The 20,359-nt window shown below is 36.1% G+C and carries 16 protein-coding genes and 4 tRNA genes; all 20 read right to left on the reverse strand.

The annotated features are described in order from the left end of the window. Nucleotides 1-131 precede the first annotated feature (131 nt). Nucleotides 132-926 carry an exodeoxyribonuclease YycJ gene (gene yycJ, locus I7822_RS25220; RefSeq protein ID WP_207981830.1) on the reverse strand — a complete coding sequence of 265 codons (795 nt, stop codon included), beginning with the start codon at nt 924-926 and terminating at the stop codon, nt 132-134. Between the two features lie 21 nt (nt 927-947). Further along, nucleotides 948-1,766, reverse strand: a complete 819-nt coding sequence (locus I7822_RS25225; protein ID WP_207981831.1) for a two-component system regulatory protein YycI — start codon at nt 1,764-1,766, stop codon at nt 948-950. After that, nucleotides 1,753-3,099, reverse strand: coding sequence for a YycH family regulatory protein (locus I7822_RS25230; RefSeq protein ID WP_207981832.1), 1,347 nt, complete (start codon nt 3,097-3,099; stop codon nt 1,753-1,755). The genes I7822_RS25225 and I7822_RS25230 overlap by 14 nt, the downstream gene beginning before the upstream one ends. Further along, the gene (gene walK, locus I7822_RS25235; protein WP_207981833.1) at nt 3,096-4,934 is read right to left on the reverse strand and encodes a cell wall metabolism sensor histidine kinase WalK; all 1,839 of its coding nucleotides are present in this window, start codon (nt 4,932-4,934) and stop codon (nt 3,096-3,098) included. Before walK ends, I7822_RS25230 begins: the two co-directional genes overlap by 4 nt. Before the next feature lie 4 nt (nt 4,935-4,938). After that, nucleotides 4,939-5,646 carry a response regulator YycF gene (gene yycF / locus I7822_RS25240; RefSeq protein ID WP_207981834.1) on the reverse strand — a complete coding sequence of 236 codons (708 nt, stop codon included), beginning with the start codon at nt 5,644-5,646 and terminating at the stop codon, nt 4,939-4,941. Nucleotides 5,647-6,078: 432 nt separating this feature from the next. Beyond that, nucleotides 6,079-7,530 (reverse strand): peptidoglycan DD-metalloendopeptidase family protein, encoded by a 1,452-nt coding sequence (locus I7822_RS25245; protein WP_307847882.1) that lies wholly within the window; start codon nt 7,528-7,530, stop codon nt 6,079-6,081. Nucleotides 7,531-8,102: 572 nt separating this feature from the next. Beyond that, nucleotides 8,103-8,175, reverse strand: a tRNA-Phe gene (locus I7822_RS25250). Nucleotides 8,176-8,331: 156 nt separating this feature from the next. Beyond that, a tRNA-Asp gene (locus I7822_RS25255) sits at nt 8,332-8,408 on the reverse strand. Between the two features lie 26 nt (nt 8,409-8,434). Continuing rightward, nucleotides 8,435-8,506: transfer RNA gene (locus I7822_RS25260), tRNA-Glu, on the reverse strand. 22 nt (nt 8,507-8,528) lie between these two features. After that, nucleotides 8,529-8,604 (reverse strand) — tRNA-Lys (locus I7822_RS25265). A gap of 167 nt (nt 8,605-8,771) precedes the next feature. Continuing rightward, nucleotides 8,772-10,058, reverse strand: coding sequence for an adenylosuccinate synthase (locus I7822_RS25270; protein WP_207981835.1), 1,287 nt, complete (start codon nt 10,056-10,058; stop codon nt 8,772-8,774). A gap of 272 nt (nt 10,059-10,330) precedes the next feature. Beyond that, a complete protein-coding gene (dnaB, locus tag I7822_RS25275; protein ID WP_207981866.1) occupies nt 10,331-11,692 on the reverse strand; it encodes a replicative DNA helicase in 1,362 nt (453 codons plus the stop codon). A gap of 157 nt (nt 11,693-11,849) precedes the next feature. Further along, the gene (gene rplI, locus I7822_RS25280; protein ID WP_066338717.1) at nt 11,850-12,296 is read right to left on the reverse strand and encodes a 50S ribosomal protein L9; all 447 of its coding nucleotides are present in this window, start codon (nt 12,294-12,296) and stop codon (nt 11,850-11,852) included. Continuing rightward, nucleotides 12,293-14,266, reverse strand: a complete 1,974-nt coding sequence (locus tag I7822_RS25285) for a DHH family phosphoesterase (RefSeq protein WP_207981836.1) — start codon at nt 14,264-14,266, stop codon at nt 12,293-12,295. Before I7822_RS25285 ends, rplI begins: the two co-directional genes overlap by 4 nt. A gap of 39 nt (nt 14,267-14,305) precedes the next feature. Then, nucleotides 14,306-15,241: a YybS family protein gene (locus tag I7822_RS25290; RefSeq protein ID WP_207981837.1), complete on the reverse strand. Its 936-nt coding sequence runs from the start codon at nt 15,239-15,241 to the stop codon at nt 14,306-14,308. A 229-nt stretch (nt 15,242-15,470) separates the two neighbouring features. Further along, nucleotides 15,471-15,710, reverse strand: a complete 240-nt coding sequence (gene rpsR / locus I7822_RS25295; protein ID WP_046588211.1) for a 30S ribosomal protein S18 — start codon at nt 15,708-15,710, stop codon at nt 15,471-15,473. Between the two features lie 46 nt (nt 15,711-15,756). Continuing rightward, a complete protein-coding gene (gene ssb, locus I7822_RS25300; protein ID WP_207981838.1) occupies nt 15,757-16,278 on the reverse strand; it encodes a single-stranded DNA-binding protein in 522 nt (173 codons plus the stop codon). Between the two features lie 38 nt (nt 16,279-16,316). Then, a complete protein-coding gene (rpsF, locus tag I7822_RS25305; protein WP_207981867.1) occupies nt 16,317-16,607 on the reverse strand; it encodes a 30S ribosomal protein S6 in 291 nt (96 codons plus the stop codon). 313 nt (nt 16,608-16,920) lie between these two features. Further along, complete coding sequence (ychF, locus tag I7822_RS25310) at nt 16,921-18,021, reverse strand: redox-regulated ATPase YchF (protein ID WP_207981839.1); 1,101 nt, start codon at nt 18,019-18,021, stop codon at nt 16,921-16,923. Between the two features lie 318 nt (nt 18,022-18,339). Further along, nucleotides 18,340-20,352 carry a molybdopterin-dependent oxidoreductase gene (locus I7822_RS25315; RefSeq protein WP_207981840.1) on the reverse strand — a complete coding sequence of 671 codons (2,013 nt, stop codon included), beginning with the start codon at nt 20,350-20,352 and terminating at the stop codon, nt 18,340-18,342. Nucleotides 20,353-20,359 lie beyond the last annotated feature (7 nt).

Below are 20,359 nucleotides of genomic sequence, written 5' to 3' on the forward strand. Positions count from 1 at the left end.
TTAAAATTAACCAAGATGATTTTATTTTATTGCTCAAAAATTAGACAGAGGCACACTGAAAAGGTGTCCATCTTTCCAAAATTTATTATTACTATTCAATTTACTACTAATCATTATCTTAACAATCATTCTTATATTGCTACAAGCGGTGTCGGGGTAGTTGGATCTGTGTCGTATAAATCAAATTGCTCTCCTGTAATAAAGCCTTTGCTTGCTAATGTTTGCTGAACAGACATTCGAGCTAAATCCTTCATATTGTTATCTTTACTTAAATGAGCTAAATAAATTCGCTTGGTTGCATCTCCGATTACATCCATCATCGCTATTGCAGCATCCTCGTTCGATACGTGGCCAACGTCGCTTAAAATCCGTCGTTTTATACTCCAAGGATAATGACCCATTTGGAGCATGGAAACGTCATGATTGCTTTCAAAAACAAAAGCATCAGCATTTCGGATTGTCCCCTTCATCTTGTCACTTACATAGCCAGTATCGGTAATTAAAGCTAGCTTTTTCCCTTGATGATTAAAAGCAAAAAACATTGGTTCAGCTGCATCATGTGATACACCAAAGGACTCAATATCCAGTGAACCAAATGTTTTAACTGTTCCTGTCTGGAATACAAATTTTTGCTCTGTTGCAATTTCACCGACTAAACCATCCATAGCTTGCCATGTTTTTTCATTTGCATATATTGGCAACTTATGTTTCCTAGCAAGTACGCCCAGACCCTTTATATGATCACTATGCTCATGTGTCACTAAAATGCCTGAAAGCTTTTTAATGTCTCGTCCTATTTGCTCAAATAAGTTTTGCATTTGTTTACCACTTAATCCTGCATCCACTAAAAATGATTGATTTTCAGTTTCAACATAGATTGCATTCCCCGTACTTCCGCTTGCAAGTACACTAAACTGCAAGCTCATAAGTATTCACTCCTTTATTGCCTATTCTGTCGATTGTAAAACTTCTCCCTCTAAGGCATTAACGTAATACTCTTCTCTCTTTTCTTCATCTGTTTCAATAATAATATGCCAAGTTGGTGCTAATATTTGTTGATTTGTAAGTGGAGTATTTGTGTAATAACCATATTGCATTTGTATGATTTTACTTTTAGATTTTAAATAGTTTTTGTTATATAAAGCTTCAATTGCTTTTATTGCAGGCACAGCAGCTTCCTTTTCTTCAACCTCTTTTATATCTACAAGCATGGACTGCTCATATGCGAAAATCTCATTTTCCTCATTTACATAAAGGATCACCATTGCAATGTGATCATCATCTTTATTCTGAAAAATATTTTTACCTTTGTACTGTTGAATACAGATAATTGTATTTGATATTTCATCCCTATACCAGTAGTAATAAAGCTCTCCTGAGAGAATGTTTTCTTTTAAGAACTGATTTACTTTACTCTTTAGATTTACTTCTGGTAAAGAAAAAGGATCCTTAAGCTGCATATTTAATGTTCTAAAAGACTCTCCACTTAAATTACTATTTGTTAAAATTAATGATTGGTTTTTAAGTTTGCTGATCTCTTCTAGAGTAAAGTCCTTACTTTTACCAGTAATATAAAAACCCTTATCTACATCTTCTGGCAACTTATTATATACTATATCTTCTGCAGCTAACTGATCCTCTATTGATGTCTTTTGAATAACCGCATAATCTCTTTTACCACGTAATTCATAGAACTCAATCGCCAAAAAGATATCTAATATAAGAAATGCAAGAATAAAAATGGTTTTAGTTTTACTCCAATCCATTTTCATCCCCCCCAGGCTGTTCTACGACTTCAGTCATTTTCATTAGCGTTCCATCCATCATTTCTATACACCAGACAGGGGTTACTTTTACTGTTTGCTGACTATCTGATCCTCCAAGCTCATATGCAATAAAAATATTATTAATTTGTGTCTTATCTAGCTGTTGATTTTTGTTTATAATTTCTTCTACTTTTCTTCCCGACATTAACGTTACTGTATTACTTGAAAGAGGTGTCATTAGCTCATACAAAGGGCGCTCGTAAATCGCAATCTCATTTTGGCCCCATCTTTGCGAAATCATTGTAGGTCCATACTGATTTTCCATTGAATTAATTACAGGTATTGACTGAATAGACATAATAAATTTTACTTCCTGATCACTTTCTTGTATGTCAAATAATACATAATTATCTGTCCACCCACCATGATCATTTAAAAATTTAATACTTTGCTCAATAAGGAAATTTGCCCCAACAGGATTTGTATCCTTTAGTGTTGGATTCACATATTTAACCATATGTGTTGTTGGAAAAATAGTAAGCTCCCTAATTCCATCGGTATATCTATTTTTAGAAATACTAACATCTTGTTTTACAATTTGCGGGTTAACAAACAGGGCATCTTTAAATTTTTCCCCTTCTATTTCTTCGGTGAAATATTGATAGCTTTCTAATTCCACTTGATTTTCAGGAAGCATAATTTCGTTACCTTGTCCTGTTTGAAAAGAAAAATATGGCTGAAACTCTTCCCTTTTATTATATAGCTCACCAACAAAAAGACTTGCTTCAGATTGATTAACTGTTGTTTCAACAACTTTCATTTTATCATAAGAAACGAAATAAACCTTTTGAACTTCACTATCTTTCTCTACATTTAATAAAATACGATCAAATTCGATGGTCTGGTTTATATCTTTATCCCAATCTACCATTGATTGAAAGGTTGCCATTGGGATTTCATCATAGAATCTAAGTTCTAGCTTAGCTTCTCCATTTCCATGGATTAGACTTTGAAGTTTTTCCTTCGTATAGGTTGTAGACTGGTTTCTTTCATTGCTGTATTCCCAGTCTTGCATTTCCTTCCAAAGACTTTGCATACTATTAGTATCAGTAATCGTACTGTAATGATTTTCCGCTCCGTGAAAAAATAATTGTTGTGGTTTGATTACCTCATAAAAATCTCTTGTTCCTTCACTAATCGGTACGCTCTCATAAAAACCATTATTTTGAAAGTTATCGTAAGAAGGTTGAAGACTCCATATGTTCCAAGTGAAAAATAAACTGATAACTATTAATGCAATCAATCCGGCACTTTTTATCGATTCTTTATTCATTCCCACTCATCCTCTTGTTCCGGGTCATAAGGTAATGTAAAGTATACCGTTGTACCTTGTCCTTCCTTACTTAACGCCCAAATATCGCCACCATGTGCAAATACCATTTCTTTTGCAATCGCTAAGCCTAAGCCGGTTCCACCTAGCTTACGAGTTCTGGCTTTATCAACACGGTAAAACCGATCAAAGATTTTATTTACGCTTTCCTGGGGTATTCCTACACCCTCATCTTTCACACGTATTTGAAGTTCAGATGGTAATACATCAATAGTAAAGGTAACTTTCCCACCTTCAGGTGAGTACTTCAGTGCGTTGGAAATTATATTATCTAAAACCTGGGTAATTTTATCGGTATCAATATCGACATAAAGTTCATCCTGTGGGATATTTCTAACAAATGAAACGTGCCCAGATTTCGTCATTTCAAAACGATCGATAATTTTATTAAAGAAATCCGTAAAATTGATCCAATCCTTATTTAAACGATAATCTGTACGGTCAAGTTTTGATAATTGTAGCAGGTCATTTACTAGTCTGATCATTCGCTCTGTCTCTGTTTGCGTGACATTTAGAAACTGAGGTGCAATTTCTTTGTCCTTCCATGCCCCGTCAGCTAATGCCTCCAAATAACTTCTCATAGTTGTTAGTGGTGTTCGCAGCTCATGGGACACATTTGCAACAAATTCTCTTCTTTCCTGTTCAATCTTTTCCTGCTCCGTAATATCATATAAAACAGCAATAAGTCCATCTACTCTTCCTGATTCTTTTTGGATCACAGAAAAACTTACCCGTAATATAAATGGTCTTTCCTTTGTACTTGAATCTAGAATTAATGACTCTTGCTCATCGATAAGACTTTCAAAAGAATAATTGTCTTCAATCCTTAATAAGTCAGTAATGTTGACATTTTTTAACGTTCCACGTGAAACATTTAACATTTCTAATGCAGGATTGTTTATAAGAATCACTTGTCCGTTGCGATCTGTTGCAATAACCCCGTCTGTCATATGAGCAATAACAGATGCGAGTTTTTTTCTTTCTCCCTCAGTCATCGCTTGAGCTTCTTCAAGTTTTTCTGTTAAGTAATTAAAAGTAGCCGCTAATTGACCAATTTCATCTTCTCCATACACTTTAACTTTACGAGAATAGTTACCATTTGCCAATTCGATTGCCTGTTTTCGCATATCTGTCATTGGTCTTGTAATCGTTCTGGCAAGAAAAATCCCTAATGCAGCCGTTATACATAAGGATAACCCTGTACCCGTTGCAAAAATTTTATTAATAATTCGCATTTGGGCAAATACTTCTTCCATTGAAGCAACCATATAAATGGCACCAACCGTTTTATCACTAAAGTTATTTTCTTTAATAGGAAAAGTCATGACAACAACACGTTGACGTGTTTCTTGATCAAAATGGAAGCTACTATTACTATCCTCAATCCCAACTAAAGTACGAAGTACCATAGCCTCTGTTGTTTTTTTTCCTACAATATCTTGATTTATACTTGAGGTGGCAATAACATTTTTATTTTTATCAATGACACGCACCTCAAGGATTTCATCTGTCTCAAAGTCATTAATGATTGTTGTGATTTCATCAGCTGGTGTCCTTCCATCCTCGTATTCCTTTGGATCTCGAGACATTTCCTGTTCAATATTATAAACAAGTAAACTTACGCGTTTTGTTAAAGAGGCATTAAAATTTTCCTTTAATGAGGACTCTAGTTCTTTAACGAAATAAATGCCGATAATTTGCATTGCCAGCATAATAAGGAGAACGTAAACCATAACAAATTTGAAATGAATCGAGCGAAAAAAACCTACCTTCTTCATTTCATTAATCCTGTTCGGAGTTTCGTAAATAATAGCCCACTCCACGTCTAGTTACGATCCATGTTGGATGACTTGGATTATCTTCTATTTTTTCTCTTAAACGTCTTACTGTAACGTCTACTGTTCTGACGTCACCGAAATAATCATAGCCCCAAACTGTTTGTAGTAAATGTTCCCGAGTCATAACCTGACCAGTATGTTGTGCTAAATAATGTAGGAGTTCAAATTCTCGATGAGTTAATTCAATTGTTTCTCCACGCTTTGACACAACATAGGCATCAGGGTGGATGACAAGAGAACCAATACTTATTTCATTTGTTGCCCCTTTAGGTTCAGTATTCTCAATCGTCTGCTGGCGGCGTAAATTAGCTTTAACACGCGCTAGTAACTCCCGCGTACTAAATGGTTTTGTTACATAATCATCTGCACCTAGCTCAAGACCAAGAACCTTATCTATTTCTGAATCCTTTGCGGTTAACATTATAATTGGCATGTCATGCTTCTTTCTAACCTCTCTACAAACCTCCATACCATCTCGATTAGGAAGCATAATATCTAATAGTAAAAGATCTGGATTTATTTCCTCAACCATTTCTAACGCTTGGTTGCCATCATAGGCACAATATACGGTATATCCTTCTTTTTTTAAGTTAAATTGCAAAATATCAGCAATTGGTTTTTCATCGTCAACGACTAAAATCTTCTTTTCCAATGCTCTCGCCCCTTTAAGTTACATGAAATCTACATAATTTAAATGTAACATTTTCACAGAAGAGATTCATCTTTTTTAAAGACGATACTGTGAACCATGTGACAAATAGTAGAAAAACGTTAATATATTTTATTTAGGATAAGGCTCCGTTAAACAACATTGTTGATAAAAAAGGAAAACTGCGACACTCCTGCGGGAGAACCGGCTACCAAGACTTCGCAGTGAAGGCAGTTAGTCCAATGAAATGAAGTATTTCCTTTCAGCTACATATATAAAACAACAATAAGTTTTAACAGAGCATTTGATAAAAATAGTAGCTAAAAGTACGTTATAGATTACTTCGTGTTTATAAAAGATTTTTATGGGTAGAAGGTAAGTAATACTTGTTTTAATGAAAAAAGGGACTGACTAAAAATTGTCAGTCCCTTTGTATCAATTCTTTAGGTAATCCATTGGATTTTTTAAATTACCATTATTATAAACTTCAAAGTGAAGATGCACACCAGTTGAATGACCGGTTGTACCCATTACTCCAATTTTTTGTCCTTGAGCTACAACTTGTCCTACTGAGACAGAAATTGAATCTAAGTGTGCATAAATCGTTTTTAAACCGTTATTATGGTTAATAACCACTTTGTTTCCATAACCGCCATTGAAGCCTGCAGATTCAACTGTACCATTATCTGCTGCTTTAATTGTACGATCACTTGGTCTAGCTATATCTATTCCTTTATGAAGCTTTCCCCAGCGTTGGCCTAATCCACTAGATATATAGCCACCAACTGCTGGCCACGCAAGACTACCAGTACCTCTAGAAGGAATAATCTTTGTACCCTTTAAAATAATTTCTTTAACAGGTTCCTTTAAGATTTCTTCACTAGCTATTTCACGTTTTACTTCTGAGCCATTTTCTTTGTAAATAACATAGTTTACCAGTCTCTCACCATCTACACCTTTTTGGGTGATCTTTTGTTCACCCTTTGGCAGTGAGGAGTCTTCTTTAACCTCTATTTCAAAAGAAATGCTTTCTTTCTTTAACATCTCTTGCTTTTCGCTCACTTTAACGAATGGCTTCAAAACCGTTACGGTTAGCTCTTCACCAGGTTTAATTAATGTATCTTCCTTAAGTCCAGGATTTAAGTCTAATAGTTGCTCTAACGTTAAATCATGTTTAGATGCAATACTACCTAAAACATCTTTCTCCTGAATCTTGTATTTCTTTTCCTCAAGTGTACCTTTTTTTAATAGATTAACACCTTGATCAACAGTTAATACTTTGTCTGGAGAAACTTTTTTCGTTTCAAGTGAAACTTTCTTAGAAAATGTTACGTCTAATATACGTGACTGCCCTTCTTTCAATGAACCTAAAGGAAGATTAGCAGCTTGTCTCGCTTCAATTTCACTAAGTACGTCTTTAGATACATATTGCAGCTTATACTCAGTTAATACAGCTTCAGCATCTGCTTTACTATTAAAATTAGCAACAGACTGATCGTTAATCAATAATTCAGTAGATTCAACAACAACATCAAGCTCTTTATCTAAGTTTAATAATGTCTCATTATTATTAAAGACTGGGCGAAACATTTGTTCAGGTATAATTTCTATATCTTCAACTGTTAAATTTAAATTCTCATATGTGGCCTTTTGCTCTTCTAATTTTTTATTAGAGAGATTGTCGATCAACACTTCATTATCAACAGTGCCCATGTAGTCTTCACCTAAGTATATGTGATAAACAGTTGATAAAGATGTTTCAGCAGAAGCAGATTCTACTCCTAAAGTTAGGGTAGTTGCTAAAGCAATCCCCATTGTGAATTTATTTATAAATGAATTTTTTTTTATGAGATGATTTCCTACTAATCTATTAGAACGCTTAAACACTGATTTTTCCTCCTAAATCTTTACTACAAGAAACTCAGGAAGCCCCTTAAATAGGAATTTTGTTCTAAATCGACAAAATTCTCGTCATTATCCACCTTACTAAGGTAACATATTATTTGATAACAGCCTTAAAATCCGACAAATTGTAACAATATTGTATTATTACATACATATTTTACTTATTTCTGTCATTTCCTGTAGATTTGAAGGAAGGATATGGGCATACTTTCTTCCAATTATTATGGAAACCTTAAAATATGCTTGTTCCTATATTTTGTTCTTTAACTAAATACTTCTTTTATAAAGGCTCTTTTCTAAGAGAGTGTTGCTTTTATAACCAAAATTAATTCAGGTTGATTGGAGAGGATTGCGAGACTCTTGCGAGAGTAGCGGGACAGGTGAGACTCATGCAGGCGTTTACGCCGAGGAGGCTCACCGCCCGCCCCGCGGAAAGCGAGCAACTCTCGCTGCAATCAACCACACCGCATTACTTGGTAAATAGCAACAAAGTTTGCGAAAACAGCCTTTATAAAAAAATAAAAGCATGATTCTATTGAATCATGCTTTAGGAGTGGCTCGGGACGGAATCGAACCGCCGACACATGGATTTTCAGTCCATTGCTCTACCAACTGAGCTACCGAGCCATATAGTTTTCGGCTTCCACTAAGCTTCGAATCTCTTCGTCAGCTCCATCGCTCACATCCTCACGTATTGACATACGCTCCGGTGTTCGCTCAGTCGCTTCCTCGACCTTCTCGCTTATTGAAACCCTTTTCCTTGAGACAAGGAATCTTTAGAAATGGCGGTCCGGACGGGACTCGAACCCGCGACCTCCTGCGTGACAGGCAGGCATTCTAACCAACTGAACTACCGGACCTAATTGTAATTTTACTATATATAAAGTGACCCGTACGGGATTCGAACCCGTGTTACCGCCGTGAAAGGGCGGTGTCTTAACCGCTTGACCAACGGGCCATAGTAAAACATGTAGTAAAAATGGTGAGCCATGAAGGACTCGAACCTTCGACCCTCTGATTAAAAGTCAGATGCTCTACCAACTGAGCTAATGGCTCATTTTTCAATGAGTAAGATGTTAAATCTTCTAACAGGACGTGATCTATCATACCATATCATTTCTCAATAATACAATACATTTTTTTATTTTATTTGAAATATTTTTTTCGATGTTAAAAGGGAATCGATATTCTTCGATTCCCCCTATCCAATGACAAAACTCTATTTAGCTATATACACTGCGAATAACATTCGTTTGTGTTCTGTCTGGTCCCACAGAGAAGATCGATAATGGGATACCAGTAAGCTGTGAAATACGCTCGATATAATGTCTAGCATTAGCAGGCAGTTCACTTAGGTTGCGTACACCTGTGATATCTTCTGTCCAGCCTGGAAGCTCTTCGTATACTGGTTCACATTCAGCAAGAACTTTTAAACTAGCAGGATACTCGTTAATTGTCTCACCATTATGCTTATATGCTACGCAAATTTTTAATGTTTCAATACCTGTTAATACATCAATTGAGTTTAGTGAAAGGTCTGTTAATCCACTTACTCTTCTTGCATGACGAACAACAACACTATCGAACCATCCAACACGACGTGGACGTCCAGTTGTTGTACCATATTCACGTCCAACTTCACGAATTTGGTTACCAATTTCATTGTTTAATTCAGTAGGAAAAGGACCGTCACCTACACGTGTTGTATATGCTTTAGATACACCAACAACATGGTTAATCTTAGTTGGGCCTACTCCAGAACCAATTGTAACCCCTCCAGCAACAGGGTTGGAAGATGTAACAAAAGGATATGTACCTTGATCAATATCAAGCATTACACCTTGAGCACCTTCAAAAAGAACACGACGACCCTCATCCAAAGCATCATTTAGAACAACTGATGTATCTATAACATACTTTTTAAATTGTTGGCCATATTCATAGTACTCATCTAAAATTTCTTCCACTGTGAAGCCTTCAACTTCATAAAACTTTTCTAACATGCGGTTCTTTTCTTCTAAAGCACGAACAAGCTTCTCTTCAAAAACATCACGCTCAAGTAAATCAGAAATACGGATCCCTACGCGAGCTGCCTTATCCATGTAGGCTGGTCCAATTCCTTTTTTAGTTGTACCAATTTTATTTGCGCCTTTACGTTCTTCCTCTACCTCATCTAATTTAAGATGGTAAGGTAAAATGACATGCGCACGATTGCTAATACGTAAATTATCTGTTGTTATTCCACGCTCATGTAAGTAAGCAAGTTCTGTAACAAGTGCTTTTGGATCAACAACCATACCATTACCAATCACACAGATTTTATCTTTATAAAAAATCCCAGATGGAATTAAGTGAAGCTTATAAGTCTCTCCACCAAATTTAATTGTATGACCTGCGTTATTTCCACCTTGATAACGAGCAATAACCTCTGCATTTTCAGAAAGGAAATCTGTAATCTTTCCTTTCCCTTCATCTCCCCATTGAGTTCCAACAACTACTACTGAAGACATTCCGTGCACCTCCGTAATTTCGCACTAAATTTCGCACTAATCAAACATGTTTATTTTATCAATCACCATGAAGAAAGTCAATGAAAATACGAACATTTATAATTCCCACAGATGTGTTCGTTCGTATATTCCTCTTTGTTTATTGTGATAAAAAACAATATGTTCCTTCAATCCTCTTTATTTACGATTACTTTTATCATATCCCAATATAGAATGATTAACTCTAAAAGGAACATAAAAAAAAAGAAGATCGCACGGAAACGATCCTCTCTTTATGCACCCTGTGGTACACCTTCGTCATCAAAACGACGCTCTAGATTAACGAATTTGTTATATTCTTTTACAAATGCTAATGATACCGTACCAACAGGACCATTACGCTGTTTAGCAATTATAATTTCAATGATATTTTTATTCTCAGATTCTTTATCATAATAGTCATCACGATATAGGAAGGCTACAATATCAGCATCCTGCTCAATACTTCCAGATTCACGGATATCTGACATCATTGGCCGTTTATCTTGACGTTGTTCCACTCCACGTGATAGCTGAGATAAGGCAATAACAGGAACCTTTAGCTCACGAGCTAATTCCTTAAGAGTTCTAGAAATTTCCGATACTTCTTGTTGGCGGTTATCACTACGACCACTACCTTGGATTAATTGTAAGTAATCGATCAATACCATACCTAATCCAGCCTCTTGTTTTAAACGGCGACATTTTGCACGGATTTCACTTACACGTATACCAGGTGTATCATCAATGTATATTCCAGAATTTGAAAGGCTCCCCATTGCCATTGTTAATTTACCCCAATCCTCAGGGGTTAATGAACCTGTTCTAAGTCGTTGGGCATCTATATTACCTTCCGCACAAAGCATCCTCATGACAAGCTGATCTGCACCCATCTCCAGACTAAAGATTGCAACGTTTTCGTCAGTTTTTGTAGCAACGTTTTGCGCAATATTCAATGCAAATGCTGTTTTACCAACAGATGGACGTGCTGCTACAATAATGAGGTCATTTCGTTGGAAACCTGCTGTCATTTTATCTAGCTCCATGAAACCTGTTGGGATACCAGTAACATCCCCTTTTCGGTCATGAAGCAATTCAATGTTATCATATGTTTGAACAAGAACATCTTTAATATTCTGAAAGGCTCCAGCGTTTTTACGCTGAGCAACCTCCATAATTGTTTTTTCAGCCTCATTTAAAAGAACTTCAACTTCATCTTCACGGCTATATCCATCCTGGGCAATTCCAGTCGCAGTACGGATCAGGCGGCGTAAAATTGACTTTTCTTCAACTAATTTTCCGTAATATTCAATATTAGCTGCAGTAGGTACTGAATTTGCTAAATCACTTAAATATGAAACCCCGCCCACTTCTTCTAAAAGATTGGCATCTGCTAATTCTGAGGTTACCGTTACTAAATCAACTGGCTCACCTTTATCGGATAACTCAAGCATTGCATTATAAATTTTTTGATGTGATGCACGATAAAAATCTTCAGGAATTAAAAGTTCTGATGCTAATGTTAAAGAAGATGGTTGCAGAAATATTGCACCTAATACGGCCTGCTCTGCTTCTATATTTTGTGGTGGAATACGATCACCAATTACTTCGTTTATGATGACCACCGTCCTTTTATTTTAATAATTGCTAGGAAGCTATCAATGATTCAATCTCATATAATTAAAAACTCTTAAGTACTAAGCATAAAAAAAATGTGGCTAAGCTTCAAGATAAATTTCACTCTTTCCACAAAACCACTTATTCTTCCAACATTTACTGTTCAGTTACATGTACCTTTACTGTTGCTGATACTTCAGGGTGCAGCTTAACAGGTACATTTGTAAATCCAAGGGCACGAATCGCATCAGGTAGGTCGATTTTGCGCTTATCCAGCTTGATACTATGGCTCTTTTTTAGTTCATCTGCTATTTGCTTACTTGTAATTGAACCAAATAGACGCCCACCTTCGCCTGATTTAGCACTTAATTGTACAGTTAATTCCTCTAACACTTTTTTAAGCTCTTGCATTTGCTCTAATTCTTCAATCGCTTCTTTCTCTTGTTTCTTCTTTTGTGCATTTAAAGAGCTTACATTAGCATTTGATGCTTCAACAGCAAGTCCTTGTTTAAGTAAAAAGTTTTGCGCGTAGCCATCTGCAACATTTTTGACTTCACCTTTTTTCCCTTTTCCTTTTACATCTTTTAAAAATATTACCTTCATGATTTGGTTCCTCCTTCAAGATAATCTTCTAGTGCTAATTTCAGTCTTTCTTCTGTTTCTTTAAGTGTGTGATTCTGGAGCTGTGTCGCAGCATTTGTTAAATGACCTCCGCCACCAAGGGCTTCCATAATGAGCTGAACATTAATATCACCTAGTGACCTTGCACTAATGCTAATACAAGCTTCATTTCGCCTTGCAATAACAAAAGAAGCTGAAACTCCATTCATTGTTAAAAGCGTATCAGCCGTTTGAGCAATTATAACCTGTTCAAAAAATTCATTATCATCAGCAATTGTAATCGCAATTCCTTCTTTATAAATTGACGCATTTTGAATAAGTCTAGCACGCTTCACATAGTTCTCGATATCTTCCTTCATAAATTTTTGAACTAATACTGTATCAGCGCCCTTTGCTCTTAAGTAAGAGGCTGCGTCAAACGTACGTGAACCTGTACGAAGAGTAAAACTTTTTGTATCAACAATAATACCCGCTAATAACGCAGTAGCTTCGACCATGTTCATTTTTAGACTCTTAGGCTGGTACTCTAATAGCTCTGTCACTAATTCAGCTGTAGAAGATGCGTATGGCTCCATATAAACAAGAATTGGATCCTTAATAAACTCCTCACCACGTCTATGATGATCAATGACAATAACATGCTCACTTCTGGACAGTAACCTTTCATCAATGACCATTGACGGCTTATGGGTATCTACGACAATAAGTAGTGTTTCATCTGTCATGATCTCTAGTGCTTGCTCTGGTGTTATAAATCTCGACCAGAGATCTGGATGCTGCCTGAGCTCAATCAGTAATTGTTCTACACCTGAATCAAGTGCATCAGGGTCTAAGACGATAAACCCCTCTTTTCCATTTACTTGTGCAACTTTTAAGATTCCGATAGCAGAACCAATGGCATCCATATCGGGAAACTTATGTCCCATTATCATCACTTTATTACTTTCAGAGACAATTTCTTTTAGTGCATGGGATATGACACGGGCACGTACTCTCGTGCGTTTTTCCATTGGATTTGTTTTACCACCGAAGAACTTAACTTTACCGCTTATTTGTTTTATAGCAACCTGGTCTCCACCACGTCCAAGGGCTAAATCTTGACCAGATTGGGCTAAATCAGCTAGCTCCTGCAACGAAGATACACCTGTACCAATCCCTATACTTAATGTTAATGATACATTATGGATCGTTGTTTTCTCTCTCACTTCATCTAAAATAGAAAATTTCGTTTTTTCTAACTTGGTTAAAATACTTTCATTTAACACACCTAAAAAACGTTCTGAGGAGACTCTTTTTAAAAATACACCATAATCCTTAGCCCACTTATTTAATAAGGCTGTTACTTCACTATTTATTGCACTCCTAGCCTGATCATCCATCCCTTGTGTCACTTCATCATAATTATCTAAAAAGATAAATGCCAAGGCTGTACGCTCATTCTCATACTGCCGCTCAATTTCTATTTGTTCTGTAACATCAAAGAAATATAATAAACGTTCATTTCGTTTAATAATAACTTTAAACTTTCGATCATGTAGGGTAATCGTTTCTGATTCAACTTCTTGTTTTATTAATGGGACTAATGCATCAGCTACATCAAAGAGGGACCTGCCAACTAATGTATCTACGTCAAAGCAAGAAGTTAAAAACGGATTCGTCCACTCTATATGATATTGATCATTAAATAACATAATCCCAATCGGCATCTCCATTAATGCTTCTTCGCCGACCTTTTTCAATCGATATGAAAGTGTTGTAATATAGCCTTCCATTTCTAATTGAAAGTCTAAAACAGCTTTCCTTAGAAAGTAAAGTGCAACACTTAAGATAATGGAAACCAGGATACCGACTATCCAATTATAAAAAAATAGAATCAGGACAGCTATAACTGTTAAGCCAATTAAAGAATATATAGAATATCGGATTAATGGCTTTTCATTTAAATTTGGCATTCGTTTCTCATCAACTCCTCTCAGGCAGTGAATCCTATTTTACTTTTTAGTTATTTTGTCACGGAGAGGGAAGCATAAATCAATTATACCTAAGATTCTAACAAGATAAAGAAATATTGGTAAGAGAAATGAAGCAATTACAGCGATAACTGGTATAGCCTTTGATAAGCCCTTCTTATATGAATAATAATATATGAACGAGTAGCCTTGAATTAGGACACAGAATTGTAAAATATAATATAAGTTTATCAACGCCATAAAATAGAAGCTATCTTTATCAAGTTTTATCATAATTAACACTGATACGATTAAATAATACCAGATTAAGCTTATTGGCAAACGCAAATCCCTAAATGGTTTTAAAGGAGATACTTCAACCTTCAAGCGCTTAAGTACTGGTATTGCTACAAGGTGGCTAAAGAGAGCAAATAGGATACCTAAGGTTACAAAAATAGTTGGTGTTAATGTATGTATCAGTTCCAAACCCTTTTCCATTTGTTCAAATTGTTGCTCTACATTTGTATTAGCGTCAAGAGCAGTAATGATTGACTTTGATTGCTCTATTGATTCTTCTAGTAAACCGATAGAAACTTTTATAAAATCAAGCTTAAGGAATAGTATAGCTCCTATATAAGTTATAACAAAACTAAATGTATAAGCTAAGCTTCCTCCTATTAATGCACCCATTGGACTTTTCCTTTTATAAAAATAACCCATGGTTAAGCCACTCAAACCAAAAATGAACGCGATTAAGATATTTGTTGCTGACCCAAAGAGGATCGATAGAATACTACCCGCGATTAACATCATGATCGATAGGGGGATACCATGTCTAATTGTAAATAGGATAAAGGGTAATGGGAGGACTAGGTGTAAGATCGTCCCTATGATTGGTGCATATAGAGCAAAAAGCATTAAAACCAAGAAAATTGCTAAAATAAGTGCACCTTCTGTTATTACATGAACTTTCCTCACATTTTCACCTCTTTAAAGAGCTCATACTATATTTTAGACTACCTTCATCACGGAATCAAACTTCTAAAACGACTATCTTAACACTTTTTTTCAGGTTTTATTTTAGCTATAAATAGTGGTCATATACACGATTAAAGGAGGCATTTTTAGTAGGGCAGACAACCTGGGTATGTTAATAGATAAAAAAAGCACAGAAAGGATACGATCCTTATCTGTGCTTTTTCATTTATTATTCACCAGAAACGTATGGTAATAATGCCATTTGACGAGCTCTTTTAATAGCTACAGTCAATTTACGTTGGTATTTTGCACTTGTACCTGTTACACGACGAGGTAAGATTTTACCACGCTCAGATACGAATTTTTTAAGTAAATCAACATCTTTATAATCGATGTGTGTGATTCCGTTAGATGTGAAGAAACACACCTTACGACGTTTCGCACGTCCACCTTTACGTCCACCTGCCATTGTTTAGTTCCTCCCTTCTGATTATATTACGGTCATATATTTATAATTAAAACGGTAAGTCATCATCAGATATATCAATAGGCTTTCCATCGTTTGCAAATGGATCGTCATCAAAGCTTGTACGACCTTGATTACGTTGATTTTGATCTGAACCGAATGGGTTTTGATTACCAGAGTTTTCTGAGTACCCACCAAAATTGTTATTATTGTTATTGTTGTTGTAGTTATTGTTGCCTCCGCCGCTCGCACCTCTAGGCTCAAGGAATTGGACACTTTCTGCAACAACCTCTGTTACATATACACGTTTCCCACTTTGATCCTCATAGCTACGTGATTGCAAACGACCGTCAACTCCTGCTAAGCTTCCTTTTTTAAGAAAGTTTGCAACATTTTCGGCTTGCTTTCGCCAAATCACACAGTTAAGAAAGTCAGCTTCTCTTTCACCTTGTTGGTTTGTAAACGTACGGTTTACTGCTAAAGTAAATGTAGCAACAGCTACTCCGCTTGGTGTGTAACGCAAATCTGGATCTTTTGTTAGTCTTCCGACTAGTACAACTCGATTCAACATCAGAACCATCCTTTTTTGAATATCTTTTCAAACATTAATTATTTATCTTCTTTTTTAATAACGATATGGCGAATGATATCTTCGCTGATTTTCGCTAAACGATCAAATTCTTGAACAGCAGCAGCTTCAGAGTTAACTTGAAGAAGCATGTAGTAGCCATCACGGAAATCATTGATTTCGTAAGCCAAACGGCGTTTGCCCCACTCTTTTGATTCGTTTAATTCCGCACCATTATCAGATAAAACGTTGTTGAAACGCTCAACTAGAGCTTTCTTAGCTTCATCTTCAATATTTGGGCGGATGATGTACATAACCTCGTACTTTTTCATCATCTTACACCTCCTTTTGGTCTAAACGGCCCATTATAGGGCAAGGAGCAATTAAAATAAATTACTCACAATTAGGTATTATACCAAATGATTTAGAAATGCGCAAGCGCCTTGATCAGCTCCGACAAGCATAAGACGCTCTGGAATAGAAGGTGTTCTTTACCTTCAATTCCAGAGTGGCTTATGACTCGAGGAGCTAGGCGCTGGAGCTGGACACAAACAAATGCGCAAGCGCCTTGATCAGGAGCTTGCGCTAGACACAATACTAAATATTACATAAATAATTTCAGATAAATAGCATTACCAAGAAATTTTATACATTAAAGCGGAAATGAATGACATCTCCATCTTGTACAATATATTCTTTACCTTCAAGACGGACTTTTCCAGCTTCACGTGCAGCACCCATAGTCTTTGCAGCTAATAGGTCATCATATGAGACTGTTTCAGCACGGATAAACCCTCTTTCAAAGTCTGTATGGATAATAGCAGCACATTGAGGAGCCTTCATTCCCTTTTTAAATGTCCAAGCACGAACCTCTTGCTCACCTGCTGTAAAATAAGTAGCCAGACCAAGAAGATTGTAAGAGGCTTTTATTAACTGATCAAGTCCAGACTCTTCAATTCCAAGCTCTTCAAGAAACATTTCCTTTTCTTCACCTTCAAGTTCAGCAATCTCTGATTCAATTTTTGCACATACAACAATTACTTCAGCATTTTCAGCTGCTGCAAATTCACGAACCTGTCCTACATATTCATTGTCTGAAGGATCTGCAACTTCCTCCTCACTAACATTTGCTACATATAGAATAGGTTTAAATGTTAATAAATGTAGTTGCTTTACATATTTTAATTGCTCTTCTGTTAATTCCACAGAACGAGCTGGCTTTTCATTTTCAAACGCATCTTTAAGCTTCACTAGGATCTCATGTTCAAAGACAGCTGTTTTTTCTTTTTGCTTTGCTAACTTTGCTACACGATCAATACGTTTATCAACTGTTTCCAAATCCGCTAAAATCAACTCTAAATTAATTGTTTCAATATCTGAAATTGGGTCAACTTTACCAGATACATGCGTAATATTATCATCTGCAAAACAACGCACAACATGACAAATTGCATCTACCTGACGAATATGGGAAAGAAACTTATTACCTAAACCCTCTCCTTTACTTGCACCTTTAACAATTCCAGCAATATCAGTAAATTCAAATGCAGTTGGTACCGTTTTTTTAGGTTTTACAAGCTCAGTCAGCTTTTGTAAACGCTCATCAGGTACCTCTACAATCCCTACATTAGGATCAATTGTACAAAATGGATAGTTTGCTGACTCAGCACCAGCTTGTGTAATTGCGTTAAATAATGTTGATTTCCCGACGTTTGGAAGACCTACAATTCCTGCAGTTAATGCCATATTTCCACTCCTCTATCATTAAACAAAAAAATTTGTCCGAATTCTAACCAATCTTCAACAATTATAGATAGTAAACACATAAAAAACAAGCAGGTCTCTCATTTATAGTGAAACAATATAAGAAAAGCGCAAGCGCCTTGTTCAGCCCCGACAAGCATAAGACGCAAATGAATAGAAGACGTTCTTTGTCTTCAATTCATTTGTGGCTTATGACCTCGAGGGGCTAGGCGCTGGAGCTAGACACAAAAACTGAGTAAGAAAAGTTATAAATTCTGATATTACCTAAAAAGGAGAACCTATAAACGGCTCTCCTTTACATCAAACATCATTCACTTTCTCAATGTTCACTAAACAGTCATATAAAACACTACCTAATCCATTATCAGAATTATCATCAGGTGTAAGCATGTTTACTGAACCACCAAACTTATGCCACTGTCCTTCATCAACATTTATTGTTCTAGGATGAGCCCTTTTCAAGATCCTTACAGTTCCTGAAAGACTTCCTCTGTCATTAAAAATTCTGACAGAATCGCCATCTATCATTTCCTTCTCACTTGCGATATCTTCTGATATTTCAATTTTAACAATTTGTAAAGCTTTAATCAGAATATAATGCTGTGAATGATTAGAGCGTAACGGATGAATTGTTAAGAGCTGATATGGATACTTTTTTGCTAATGATGGGTTTGTAAGGCTAGATTCTTTTGGAGGAAAATATTGTGGTTTTCCCACATATCCCTTTTTCTCAGCAATTGATGAAGTAAACTCAAATTTACCACTTGGGGTCAAAAACCCCTTTGTCTCCCAAGGTACATAGCTAACAGGTAAAGGCAGTCTCTTTTCCTCTTTCAGCCGCTCAACTGTTATCCCCTGCTGTTTTAAATGTGATAGTCCCATCTCTAAAAACTCTGTTCTAGTAAACTGAAACTCTTCCCCAAAGCCTAAACGATTTGCTAATTGAGTCCAAATCCACAAATCCGATTTTGCTTCTCCTGGTGGTTTAACTAACTGATCTCCATAATTTACATAATGATGGTACATTGACGAATAATAGATATCTTCTTCCTCAAATACGGTTGTTGTTGGGAGTACATAGTCAGCCAGTTCAGCAGTGTCTGTTAAAAAGTGGTCAACAACCACAAGTAAATCAACCGACTCGAAGGCTTTCTTTACCTTTGCAGAATTTGGGACCTGTGCAAGAGGATTCCCACAAGTCACAAAAATCATTTTAATTCCTGGATTTTCAGCACTTAAAATTCCTTCAGCCTGTTCCATCATTGAAAAGTGCCTTGTTAACGTTTTTTTATGTGGCAAGGTAAGTGCACTCTTATTAAAGCTGTTACCCACTTGCAGATTCCCAAAGTTAACTCCACCACCTGGGACTCCTACATTTCCACTTATCGCAGCTAGTGCATCAATTAATCTAATTGTATTTCCACCATTTGCATATCTTTGCATTCCGAGGCCTAAATACGTAGTAGTTGGACCATCAAAATAAACTGAAGCTAAGTGTCTAATGTCTTCATAGGAAATTTCCGCCTTTGCTAAAACAACCTCCATCTCAATACTATCCAGTAAACACAAAAGATCAGAAAATCCAACTGTGTAGTCCTCAATAAACTGTACATCATGCTTATTTTCATCTATTAAATACTTCATAATACCTATCGCTACTAACCCATCCATTCCTGGCTTTACTGAAATATATTTATCCGCTATTTTAGCAGTTGCATTGTAAATGGGATCAATAACCGTAATAGTTGAGCCTCTTTTTTTAGCTTCTTGTAAGTAATGAAATAAATGCATATTTGTTCTAGCTACATTTCTTCCCCAAATGACAATATGCTTGCTATGAAAAATATCATCAGGGGCATGACTATAAGAACTACCAAAATCCCATGTTTGAGCTTCAATACCAGATCCCCAGCAGATACTACCAACTAAATTTGTGACACCGCCATAACAATGAAAGAAACGCTGATCAAGATTTTTCAGCAAGCCGTTATTTGCATAATCATGACTATGCAGTACAGCAGTTGAGCCATAGATCTCCTTGATCTCATTCATTTTTTCTGCTATTTCTTTGAGAGCTTGCTCCCATGGAACTTCGATAAACTGACCATTAACCTTTTTTAATGGTACTGTTAACCGTTCCTTTGAATTGGTTTTTGTTTCTAGCATTCTTCCTCTACCACAAATTTTCCCTTGAGTAATTGGATGATCTTTATCACCATCAACCTTAGTCACTCTTCCATTCTCGACAGTTACCTCTAAACCACAGCTATCCCAGCAGTTTAAAGGACATGATGATTTAAATACTTGCTTCATTTCCCAT

Source organism: Metabacillus bambusae (assembly GCF_017497975.1).
Classification (GTDB): Bacteria; Bacillota; Bacilli; order Bacillales; family Bacillaceae; genus Metabacillus; species Metabacillus bambusae.